9 protein-coding genes are annotated in these 11,437 nt (G+C 68.5%); 3 read left to right on the top strand and 6 right to left on the bottom strand.

The features are described 5' to 3' along the window. The first annotated feature begins 28 nt into the window (after window positions 1-28). Both hutH and OG504_RS44910 read left to right on the top strand, forming a co-directional pair. Window positions 29-1,627 carry a histidine ammonia-lyase gene (hutH, locus tag OG504_RS44915; protein WP_405994920.1) on the top strand — a complete coding sequence of 533 codons (1,599 nt, stop codon included), beginning with the start codon at window positions 29-31 and terminating at the stop codon, window positions 1,625-1,627. Next, on the top strand, window positions 1,624-2,523 hold the full coding sequence (locus tag OG504_RS44910; protein ID WP_405994919.1) for an amidohydrolase: 900 nt from the start codon (window positions 1,624-1,626) through the stop codon (window positions 2,521-2,523). Before hutH ends, OG504_RS44910 begins: the two co-directional genes overlap by 4 nt. A gap of 7 nt (window positions 2,524-2,530) precedes the next feature. Here OG504_RS44910 and OG504_RS44905 read toward each other — a convergent pair whose 3' ends face one another. Continuing rightward, window positions 2,531-3,991, bottom strand: a complete 1,461-nt coding sequence (locus OG504_RS44905; RefSeq protein ID WP_405994918.1) for a glycoside hydrolase family 76 protein — start codon at window positions 3,989-3,991, stop codon at window positions 2,531-2,533. 34 nt (window positions 3,992-4,025) lie between these two features. Next, the gene (locus OG504_RS44900; protein WP_405994917.1) at window positions 4,026-5,639 is read right to left on the bottom strand and encodes a glycoside hydrolase family 27 protein; all 1,614 of its coding nucleotides are present in this window, start codon (window positions 5,637-5,639) and stop codon (window positions 4,026-4,028) included. A gap of 213 nt (window positions 5,640-5,852) precedes the next feature. On the opposite strand from OG504_RS44900, the gene OG504_RS44895 reads away from it, so the two are divergent. Continuing rightward, window positions 5,853-7,025: a glycoside hydrolase family 76 protein gene (locus OG504_RS44895; protein WP_405994916.1), complete on the top strand. Its 1,173-nt coding sequence runs from the start codon at window positions 5,853-5,855 to the stop codon at window positions 7,023-7,025. A gap of 2 nt (window positions 7,026-7,027) precedes the next feature. Here OG504_RS44895 and OG504_RS44890 read toward each other — a convergent pair whose 3' ends face one another. The 4 genes from OG504_RS44890 to OG504_RS44875 form a co-directional block, all read right to left on the bottom strand. Continuing rightward, window positions 7,028-8,059, bottom strand: a complete 1,032-nt coding sequence (locus OG504_RS44890) for a LacI family DNA-binding transcriptional regulator (protein ID WP_405994915.1) — start codon at window positions 8,057-8,059, stop codon at window positions 7,028-7,030. 93 nt (window positions 8,060-8,152) lie between these two features. Then, window positions 8,153-9,448, bottom strand: coding sequence for an ABC transporter substrate-binding protein (locus OG504_RS44885; RefSeq protein WP_405994914.1), 1,296 nt, complete (start codon window positions 9,446-9,448; stop codon window positions 8,153-8,155). Window positions 9,449-9,513: 65 nt separating this feature from the next. Continuing rightward, window positions 9,514-10,425, bottom strand: coding sequence for a carbohydrate ABC transporter permease (locus tag OG504_RS44880; RefSeq protein WP_405994913.1), 912 nt, complete (start codon window positions 10,423-10,425; stop codon window positions 9,514-9,516). Then, complete coding sequence (locus OG504_RS44875) at window positions 10,409-11,416, bottom strand: carbohydrate ABC transporter permease (RefSeq protein WP_405994912.1); 1,008 nt, start codon at window positions 11,414-11,416, stop codon at window positions 10,409-10,411. The genes OG504_RS44880 and OG504_RS44875 overlap by 17 nt, the downstream gene beginning before the upstream one ends. Window positions 11,417-11,437 lie beyond the last annotated feature (21 nt).

The raw sequence follows: 11,437 nt of genomic DNA, 5'->3' as shown, positions 1-11,437 counted from the left end.
GCTAGGTTCACACATGACAGGACATGGGGTGAAGCCATTGGTGACCGAGGTCGTCGTCGACGGACGGACACTGTCCTACGGCGATGTCGTCGCCGTTGCCCACCACAGTGTTCAAGTCGCCCTGGCGGAAAGGGTATTGCCGCGCCTGGCCCGCGAACGGGCGGTCGTGGACGACGTGGTCGACCGCCAGATCCCGACCTACGGCCTGACGACAGGACTGGGTGCCCGCTCCTCCTACGCCCTCCCCCGCACGGAACTCGACGCGTTCAGCGTGCGCACGGTTCGGGGCCGGGCGAACGCGGTCGGCGATCCGCTGCCGACCCCCGTCGTACGCGCCGCCCTCCTCGCCCGGGTCAACGGCCTCGCGGGCGGCGGCAGCGGAGTGCGGCCGGAGATCGTACGGCTGCTCGTAGCCCTGCTCAACGCACGAGTACATCCGGTGATCCCCGAGGTGGGCTCGATCGGCGCGTCCGACCTCTGCCAGATGGCACACGTCGGCCTGGTCGTCATCGGCGAGGGCAACGCCGAGTACGGCGGCGAGGTGCTCGACGGCGCCACGGCCCTGCGCCGGGCCGGTCTCACCCCGGCGACGCTGGGCCCGAAGGACGGCCATGTCCTGTGCAGCGCAAGCCCGTTGGCGGCCGGCGTCGGCGCCCTCGCCCTGCACGAGGCAGGCGCGGTGCTGGCCTTGGCGCAGGCGGTGACGGCTCTGACCTACGAGGGTTTCCGGGCGAACACGAGCCCGCTCGACGCGCGGGTACTGGCGCTGCGTCCCGCTCCGGGGCAGTCCCGGGCGGCGGGAGAGTTGCTCGCCCTGCTGAACGGCGGCGAGTTGACCGACCCCCGCAACGCCCGCCGGGTCCAGGACCCGGTCAGCCTGCGGTGTGCCGCGCAGGTGCACGGTGCCGGGTATGCGGCGCTGGAGTTCGCGGATGCGGCGCTGGGGCCGGAGTTGAACGGGTGCGGGGACAACCCGGTGGTGCTGATCGGTACCGGAGACGACCTGAAGGGGCTACCCGGTGCCGGAGAAGGCCCTCAACTCCCGGGCAGCACAGGCGATATCGTCTCGTCCGGGAACTTCCACACCCCCGGCCTCGCCCTCGCCTTCGACACCCTCGCGCTGGCCCTGACCCAGACCGCGGCGATCTCCGCCGAGCGTATGCGCCGGCTGCTCGACCCGAGCGTCAGCGGACTCCCCGCGAACCTCTCGCCGTACGGCCCGGAGCGTTCGGGATTCGCACCGCTGGTCAAGACGGCGCAGGCGCTCGTCGCCGAGATCCGGATGCTGTCCGCGCCGGTGTGCACCGATCCCCGGCAGGGCGCGGACGCCGTGGAGGACGACTCGACCAACGCGGCGCTCGGCGCCCGGCGGTTGACGACGATGCTCACCCGGCTGCGCCAACTGCTCGCCGTGGAGGCGGTGGTGGCCGCGCAGGCGGTGGATCTGGCGGCGCCGGGCACGTTGGGGCGGGGGCCGGAGTTCCTGCATCGTGCGATCCGTGAGGTCGTGCCCACCCTGGACGACGACCGGCCGCACGGCGTGGACGTGGAGACCGTGAGCCGCGACATCCTGGGGTCCGACGACGTCCGCAGCACACTGAACGCCTTGGCGGGAGAAGCTACATGACCAACGTCGACGTACACCAGCATCTGTGGACCCCATCGCTGGTGACGGCTCTGCGCGCCCGCCGCGAACCGCCGTACCTGGCCGGCTGGACACTGTTCCTGGACGGTGAACCGCCCTTCGAGATACCGCCCGCCGACCACGACATCGCCCGGCGCGCGGAACTCGCCGCCGCCGACGGTCTCGACCAGGTCCTCGTCTCACTGTCCGCCCCGATCGGCGTGGAGTGGCTGCCCGAGGCCGAGGCGCGGCCCCTCCTCGACGCCTACCACGACGGCGCGGCAGCGCTGCCCGAGCCGTTCGGGGCATGGGCCGCGGCCTGCGTTCGGGACATCGACGCGGACGCGACCGCCAAGGACCTCGCCCGGGGCTTCGCCGGCCTCCAGCTCCCCGCCAACTCCCTTGCCGACGCGGCCGGTTACGCCCACTGTGCCCCGCTGCTCGACCTCCTCGAAGAACGCGACCTCCCGCTCTTCGTCCACCCGGGGCCCGCGGTCGGCTCCTCGGCGGACCCCGCCTGGTGGCCCGCCCTGGTCCCGTACGTCCAGCAGATGCACGCCAGTTGGTACGCCTTCCGCGCCTTCGGCCGCCCCCGCCATCCACGCCTCCGCGTGTGCTTCGCCCTGCTGGCCGGACTCGCCCCGCTGCACGGGGAGCGCCTGGCGGCCCGTGGCGGGCAGCAACAGGAGGGAGACCAGGGCGTGTTCGTCGAGACGTCGTCCTACGGCCCGACAGCCGTCGACGCGATCGTGCACGCACTGGGCGTCAACGCCGTGGTGCAGGGCTCGGACCGGCCCTACGCGGGGCCGCCCCGCCACCCGGGGTACGGGTTGGGCGGGGCGGCTGCCTACGCCTTTCGCATCGCCAATCCGCGACGGCTCCTCACCGGGCAGGGGTGACGGGGCGTCAATTCGCCGCGTTCATCAGGTCGAGCGCGCTCTGTTGCCGGGCCGCGTCGGTGGAGTCCAACGGTCCGGCCCAGTGCAGGCCGTACGCGTCAAGGGAGTTGCGGTCGTTCGCGTAGGCCGTGTCCGCCTGGCGTTTGATGTAGGTGGTGTAAGGGCGGTCGGACAGCCGGGAGTTGAAGGCGCCGAGACCCCGGATGTACGCCCCCTTGAAGGACGGGCCATCGCCTCCGCACCCACTCGTCTCGCACGGTTCCCGCAGGATTCCACCGGAGTTGAGGGCCGTCGACGTGGTCGAGGCGTCCCCGATCTGGCGGCCGGTCGTGAGCAGACCGGCGTCCCCGGTCGCCCGGTACAGCTCCGACAGTCCGCCGAGCAGCACGCCTTGGTTGTACGACCACGTGGTGTCGCCGTTGTTGCCGCAGGTCGCCAGGTTGATGCCGTCGTTGACGAGGTGGGAGCCGTTGATCATGCCGGTGCCCTTGAACCACGACCACTCGGCGTTGGCCCGGCCGAGATACGCCGTGTCGCCCGCGATGCGGTTGTGCAGCGCGGCGTTGAGCTCCAGGTAGAGGGAGTTGGCGATGGCGTTCTTGTAGGTCTTCGCCGTGCTCCACCACACCCCGCCGCCACACGTGCTGTCCCAGTACCGCGCCATGTAATCGGCGTCCGCGCGGGCGGTGTTGAGGTAGCGGGAGTCACCGGTGAGGTCGTACGCGTCGACCCAGGCCAGCCCCCACCACCCCGTGTCGTCGATGTAGTCGTTGGTGAAGTTGCCGCCCTGGGCGGAGAGGTTGCGGTCGTAGGTGTTGGCGATCGCGTACTTGTAGCTGCCCATGCCGGTGACGCGAATGTTGTCGATGAGGGCGGTCAGGGCGTTGGCCGAGTTCCACCAGCCGGTGGTGTCGAAGAGGCCGGTGCCCAGGTTGTACGACTGCATCAGCGCGGTGGCGGCGGCAGTTGGGCGGCTCCCCGCGTTCCACGTCGTCCGGGCCCACGCCGTACAGGCGATCTCAGCCCGGTCCCCCGCCTTGCCGCAGGCGCGCAGGGCGCCCACGCCGAGGGCGTTCCAGTCGTCGACGTTGTACATCAGGGTGCGCCAACCGCCTTGCGCCGCGGGGATGGTGGTGTCCCCGAGCTTGCTGCCCGAGGCCCAGGTGCGGCCGCCGTCGAAGGAGCGGTCGAGCCAGACCTCGTCACCGGGGCTGCCGTTGGTGATCGAGGCCCAGCCCATCGCGTCGGTGTCGTCGAAGTGGAGGGCGATGCTGCGGGAGTAGATGGTCGCGCTCACCGGCTGGCGGTCGCCCGGGGAGAGGGCCGGGTCGCGGGCGTCGCAGTACTTGTTGCAGATCGACGCCTGGGCGGCGGCGTTCGCGACGCCGGTGGAGACCGGCATGAACAGGGCCAGGGCGGCGATCAGACCGGTCCCGACTCTCCTGATGTGTCGTGCTGTTGAGGTCATGCCGGCTCCATCGAGGTGGGGGGAGTACGGAAGGTCAGCCCAGGCGCCACTGCTGGTTGGCGCCGCCGTTGCAGGACCAGAGTTCCAGCGCGGTGCCGTTGACGTTGCCGGCGGGCTGGTCGCCCCCGGTGACGTCGAGACAGAGGCCCGACTGGGTGCCGGTGATCGTGCCGTTGGGGTTGACGCTCCACTTCTGGTTGGCACCACCGTTGCAGGTGTAGAGCTGCACCTTGGTGCCGTTGCTGGTCTGGTTGTTGTAGGCGTCCAGGCACTGAGTACCGCCGTAGAGCCGGAGTTCACCGGCCGCGGTGATGGTCACGGCCTGGTTGGTGCCGCCGCCGCAGTCCCAGATCTCGATCTTGGTGCCGGGGGTGGTCTCGCCGTTGTAGGCGTCGAGGCAGCGGTTGGAGGAGGCGCCGATCAGCGGGTGGGTGGTGCCGACGCTGGTGCCGCTGCCGACGGACACCCGGTACATCACCGAGCCGTGGCCGGGGACGCTCGCCGAGATGGAGCCGCTGGTGCTGCTGACGACGTGCGACCAAAGGTTGTTGAGCTTGTACGAGGACGCCGAGGGGAGGCCGGCCGCCGTCGCCGAGGTGGTGACGGTGGCGGCGGAGGAGTTCTCGTTGAAGAGGACCACCGAGACGTCACCGTTGGCGAGGGGCTTGGAAAGGACGTGCAGGCCACCGGAGTTGGAGATCTCGGTGCCCTGCTTGCCCAGCGAGTCCTGGTCCACGGCGATGACGTCCTTGTTGCCGTAGAGGGAGAGCGTGGCGGCGGTCGCCTTGCGCAGGTCGGTGCCGGCGATCAGCGGTGCGGCCATCTCCGACCAGAGGCTGAAATGCGAGCGGTCCTCGGTGAACGACATCCCGTTGCCGACTTCGAGCATGTCGGGGTCGTTCCAGGCGCCCGGCTCGGCGTACGCGGCGAGTTTGACGTTGGCCTTGTAAATCGACACCACGGTCGAGAAGTTGACGTTGATGTCGTCGGTCGTGCGCCAGCTGTTGCCGACGCCCGCGCCCCAGGTCCACACATCGGCGAGGCCCCAGTTGCAGAGGCTGTAGACGATCGGGCGGCCGGTGTTGGCCAGCGCGTCGCGCATCGCGGTGTAGCGCTGCTGGTCGGGCACGTTCTGATGGTTGCAGTTGTCGTACTTGAGGTAGTCGACGCCCCACGCGGCGAAGCTGTTGGCGTCCGTCTGCTCATGGCCGAGGCTGCCCGGGTAGCCCGCACAGGTGGCGGTACCGGCGCTCTCGTAGATGCCGAGCTTGAGGCCCTTGCTGTGCACGTAGGCGGCGGTGCCGCTGATGCCGTTCGGGAACTTGACCGGATCGGGGACGAGTTGACCGGCGGAGTTGCGCGCCGAGGTCATCCAGCAGTCGTCGATGTTGACGTACTGGTACCCGGCGTCCTTCAGCCCGGAGGAGACGAGGTAGTCGGCGGTCTGCTCGACCAGTTGCTCCGTCACGTTGCAGCCGAAGGCGTTCCAGTCGTTCCAGCCCATCGGAGGCGTCTTCGCCAGGCCGTTGTCGAGGGCCTGCGCGGGCGGCGCGGCGCGCAGTACCAGCAGGGCCGGGACGAGGGCCAGCAGCAGCACCATCGTGAGGGCGGCGCTCAGACGTCTCTTGAAGGGTGACGGGACGGTCATGTCGAGGTCTCCTGCTTCGCCGTGTGGGGCCGGTCGAACTCACTTTGGAAACGTAACCATCGTGAAGGTTCCAACAGCGGAACTGCATCGTCAATGGTCCGGACCAAAATGCCCCCGGAGTGAACTGCCCGTGCCGTCAGATGCGTTGACGACCTCTTCAGTCGATGACAACGTTTCCATCATCGGCACCCACCCGCACCCTTGGAGGCCTCCATGTCGCTGCGTCCCTCCCGGCGCGTGATGATCGGTTCCAGCCTGGCCGCCGCCCTGGCCGCTACGGCCGCCACCCCCTCTTTCGCGGCCGAACGCCCAAGCGCAGCAAGGGCGTTGTCCCGCGCCAGGACCACGTACGCCGCGCTGAGAAGACACTTCGACGTGGACGACGGCTCCGGGCTGGTCCGCGAGCAGATCCCGGCGGCGGCCGGTGACAACCCGTACTCGTACGAATGGCCCTTCTCGCAGGTGCACATCGCCGCGCTCGATCTCACCGTCGTGGCGCCGGAGTTGGAGCCCGAGCTGGCGCGGCGGGCGGCGGCGCAGGAGCACCACTGGAACGCGGGCGGCGGGTCCACCGAGCTGCCCGGTTACGCCTCCTACCCGGTCGCGCCGTACGGAGCGGGCGGGGACATGTTCTACGACGACAACGAATGGGTCGGGCTGGCGAAGGTCCAGCGGTATCTGCAGACCGGGGACACCGCCGCACTAACCCGCGCGAAGGAGATCTTCGACCTGGTCAAGTCAGGCTGGGACACCGACAGCAGCCATGCCGCACCCGGCGGGGTCTTCTGGACCCAGGCCGACTGGAGCCACGACCGCAACACCGTCTCGAACATGCCCGGCGCCCAACTCGCCCTGCGCCTGCACCAGATCACCGGCGAGGCCGACTATCTCAACTGGGCCAAGCGCTTCTACGACTGGACGAACGCGCATCTCCAGAGCCCAACCGGCCTGTACTGGGACCACCTTGACCTGCAAGGGACGATCGAGAAGACCATCTGGTCCTACAACCAGGGCGTACCGGTGGGCGTAGCCGTGCTGCTCTACCAGGTCACGCGCGACCGCGCCTACTTGCGTCAGGCCGAGCAGGTCGCCGAAGCCGCGTACGCCTACTACGTCACACAGGGGCGACTGTTCGCGCAGCCCGTGTTCTTCAACTCGATCTTCTTCAAGAACCTGCTGCTCCTGGAGTCGGTGACCGGGAAGGACACCTACCACCGGGCGATGGCGGCCTACGCCGACCAGGTGTGGGACACGATGCGCGATCCCGCCACCGGCCTCGTGCACTTCGACTCGGCCGGTGGCACGCAGGCGATCCAGCAGGCGGCTCTCGTGCAGCTCTACGCCGTGCTCGCCTGGCCACGCGCCAAGTGGCGGATTCTGTACTGACGTTACGGGTGTGTGATCTCCCCGGTGCCGCGTGCGATCAGCTGCACCGGGAGGACGGTGCGATGGGAAGGGCTGTCGTCGCCGTCAATTCGGTCCAGCAGGATGTGGGCGGCGCGGCGGCCGAGTTCCTCGGTGTCGGAGGTGACGACGGTGACGGGGGTGGGGAGCATGTCGGCGAGCTTGAAGTCGTCGAACCCCACGACGGCGATGGAGACTTGGAGGTCGCGGCAGGCCCGCAGCACGCCCTCGGTGAGGAAGCCCGTGGTCGAGAAGACGGCGGTGGGCGGGTTCGCGGAGGTGAGCAGGGCCCGGGTCGCGGCCTCGGCTTCCTCGGTGGTGCCGCGGCGCAGGGTGACGACCAGGTCGTTGTCGGGCTCGATGCCGCTGCGGCGCAGGGCCTTGCGGTAGCCGCGCAGTCGGCGGCCGGTGCTGTAGTACGAGGGCGCGACGAGGATCGCGATACGGCGGTGGCCCTGGTCGACAAGGTGCTGGGTGGCCTTGTGACCGCCGTCCTCGTTGTCGACCAGCACGACATCGGCCTCGGCGCCGGTGGCCGGCCGGTCGACGAAGACGATGGGCACGTGGTCGTGGCCGTTGATCTCGTTCAGGAAGGCGTGGTCGCCCTGGTCGGGGACGATGATGAGCCCGGCGACCCGGCGGCCGATCAGCTCGCCCACGGCCCGGCGTTCGACCTCGGGGTCCTCGTCGGCGGTGCTCAACAGGACTGCGTAGCCTGCCTCGTTGGCGACTTCCACGGCGGCCTTGGCGAGAGAGGCGTAGAACGGGTTGGTCAGGTCGCCCAGCAGCAGCCCGATGGTCATGGAGTTCTGGCCGGGGCGCAGGGAGCGCGCGATCTCGTTGCGCTGGTAGCCGATCGCGGTGATCGCCGCGTTCACGCGCTCGGCCGTCTCCTCGCGGACCGTGCCGATGCCGTTGACGACGCGGGAGACGGTGACGACGGCGACTCCGGCCCGCTCCGCGACGTCGCGCATCGTGGGCCTGGTGTTCTGGCGGTGCGGGGGACGACTGCTCACGTGAGTTGAAGACCAACCTTCCATCGCGTACCGGGGGCCGGGACCGCCCTCAGGATACGTATCGGGTCCCGGCCCGCCGCTCGGCCCGGGACGCTAACTGTTGTTCTTGATCACATCGTTGATCTTGTCGGTCATCGTCTGCAGGTCGGAGAGCGGCTTCTTGCCGTTGAGGATGTCCGGCCAGTAGGCGGTGATCAAGTCATTTGACTGGCTCGCCCACTGGGTGGTGAAGCGCACGCCGATGGTGGTCGGCGTGTTCAGTCCCGCCTTGACGGTGGCCGCCACGGTCGTCTGTCCGGCCTTGTCGAGGGCGCCGAAGTAGGCGTTCTGGGCGGAGAGATAGGCCGGGGCCGCGACCGGGGAGTCGGGCAGCACCTTGGTCCACACCGTGGAGTCGAGGTACTTGAGGACCTTGAAGGTGGCGTCCGCGTTCTGGGTGTACGACGGGGTGCAGATGCCCACGGCGTCGTAGAGGGTGGCGGGCTTGTCGACCTGGGGCAGGGGCGCGAAGCCGTACTTGATCTTCGGCTTGTCGGTGAGGAAGCCCGCGGCCAGCCACTGACCGCTCCACAGCATCGGGATCTGTCCGGCGGCGAACAGGCCCTGCTGGTTGCTGATGTCGTAACCGGGCGGCGCGATGGCCCCGCTCTTTATGCCGGCCACGACCTTGCTCACGCCCTCGGTGTACGTCGAGTCGATGGTCGTCTTGGTGGGTTGGTGCACGTTGTCCGCGAAGGGCTTGCCGCCTGCGGACAGGGAGTATGTGCTGAGGGAGAAGGGGCCGTCCGTGGAGGTCAACGCGTCGGCGACCAGGCCGTACTTGGCGCCCTTGGCGTGCAGTTTGGCGGCCGCGGCGAACATCTGGTCCCAGGTCCAGCCCGCGGCGGGCACGGTGATGCCGGCGGCCTTGAAGGCGTCGACGTCGTACCAGATGCCGTAGGTGTTCAGCAGGGAGGGGACGCCGCCTATCTTGCCGTCGGCGGTCTTCCAGTTCTTCATCGTGGACGAGACGAAACTGCTCGCGCCGAAGTCGCTGGAGCCGGAGAGCCGGGAGGCCCAGTCGGTGAGGAGACCCTGGCTGGTGTACTGCTGCTCGGTGTCGTTGCCGCACCAGAACAGGTCGGGGAGCTTCTTGGCCTGGGTGAGGGCCGCGAGCTTGTCGCTGTAGTTGCCGTTCGGGGTGTCGACGCGCTTGACCGTGATGTTCGGGTCGTGGAAGCCGGTCAGGGCCTGGTCGATGGCCTTGTTGGTGGCGGCGGACTCCCAGGTCATGAGGGTGATCGTGGCCTTGCCGTCCGACTGTTTCCCGGACGAGCCGCCGCACGCCGCCGTCGCGAGCAGTCCCCCCGCCGACAGCAACACTCCGGCGCAACGGATCCATCGTTTCATCGTGGCCTCCTGATACCTGGCTGGCATACGGCTCGTAGGTGGGTCGGGGTCCAAATCGGCGCCGGTCAGCGCTGGTTGACGGTGCCCAGGGCGCTCAGGCCCTGGATGAAGTAGCGCTGCGCGACGAAGAACACGATCAGCGGCGGGAGCATGTAGAGCAGGTTGGTGGCCATGTAGAGGTTCCAGTCCGGGGTCTGGCCGGCGAACTGGGTGACGAAGGAGGCCATGCCCACGCTCAGCGGCCACTTCTGGGACGAGTACAGGTAGATCAGCGGGTTGAGGTAGTCGTTCCAGGACATCTGGAAGGCCAGGATTGACATCGTTATCCAGGCGGGTTTCGTGATCGGCAGCATCACGCTGAAGAAGATCCGGACATGCCCCGCGCCGTCGACCTTGGCCGCCTCGTCGATGGAGTGCGGGATCGACAGGAAGTACTGGCGGGCCAGGAAGATGAAGAGCGGATTGCCGCCGAGGAAGGCCGGGACGATCAGCGGCAGCCAGGTGTCGTACCAACCGATGTCCTTGAAGAGCTGGAACAGCGGGATGATGCCGACCACCGGGGGCAGCAGCATGCTCCCGACGAAGACGTAGAACCACACCTTGCGGCCGGGGAAGCGCAGCCGGGCCAGCGCGTAGCCCGCCATCATCGAGGTCATGACCCCGCCGACCACCGAAAGACCGGTGATGACAAGGGAGTTGAGCAGCAGGCGCGGGAAGTGGATGACCTTCGGGCCGTCGATGAAGTTCTTGAAGTGGAACTCGTGCGGCAGCAGTTTCGGCGGCACCTCGAAGACCGCCGAGGGACCTTTCAGGGCGACGGTGAGCATCCACAGGATGGGCAGGATCATCACCGAGCTGATCAGCAGCGCGGTCGCGTACCAGGATGCTTTGCGTACGGCCTTGGCGGGCGGCTTCGTCGGTGGGGCTGTCGGGGTCGCCGTCGTCGGCGCCCTCGTGACGTCAGGAGACGTGGTCACTGTAGGTCCAAATCGACGAGAAGCGGGCGGTGGCGGCGATCACGACGACGATGACGAGGAAGAGCACCCACACCTGCGCGGAGGCATAGCCGAACTGGGAGACCTGCCCGAGCCGGGGGAAGCCGTTGTCGTAGATCGACAGCATCAGGGTCCTGGTGCTGAAGCCGGGGCCGCCCTGGTTGTCCGGCGAGAGGATCTTCGGCTGGTTGAACGCCTGGAGGGCCGTCACCATCTGCAGCACCACCTGCAGCATCATGATCGGGCTGATCAGCGGCAGGGTGATCCGGAAGAACACCGTGCGGGGGCCGGCACCGTCGAGTCTGGCCGCCTCGTACAGCTCGGTGGGGACCGCCTGGAGCGCGGCGAGGAAGATGATCATCGTGGAGCCGACGCTCCAGAGCATGACGATCACGATCGACGGCATCGCGGAGTCGTCCCCCGACAGCCACTCGCTCGTGGGCAGGTGGAACCACTTCAACACCTGGTTGGCCAGGCCGACTTGGGGGTTGAACACGAACTTCCAGAGCGTGATCGTGGCCACCACGGGCAGCACGACCGGCAGATAGCACAGGGTGCGCAGCAGGCCGACGCCCCGCATCCGCTGGTTGCAGAACACCGCCAGGGCCAGCCCGATGGCCAGCGACAACGGCACGTACAGCACGACGAGCAGCAGCGTGGCGCGCACCGAGGGCCAGAAGGACGGGTCGGTGGTGAACATGCGGTGGAAGTTGTCCAGGCCGACGAACTTCGGGTCCGTCAGGCCGTTGTAGGTGGTCAGCGCGAAGTACGCGGACCGGAACAGCGGGTAGACGACGAACGCCGTGAAGCCGATGAGCGCCGGGGCCAGGAACACGTACGCGGCCAGGGTGTCCGAGGACCTCTTGGGCGGTCGTCGCCAGGGTCGTCCGAGACGCCCCGAACTCCCCCGGCCGGGCGGCCTGTCCACGGGCGGTACGGCTGTTCGCGTCTCTTGGTGCGGAGCGGCTGTCACACGCGCTCACCTTCTTCCTCC

It is taken from the genome of Streptomyces sp. NBC_00986, from assembly GCF_045162565.1.
Classification (GTDB): domain Bacteria; phylum Actinomycetota; class Actinomycetes; order Streptomycetales; family Streptomycetaceae; genus Streptomyces.
The sequence above is the reverse complement of the archived record's forward strand: the minus strand, read 5'-3'. Positions and strand labels throughout refer to the sequence as shown.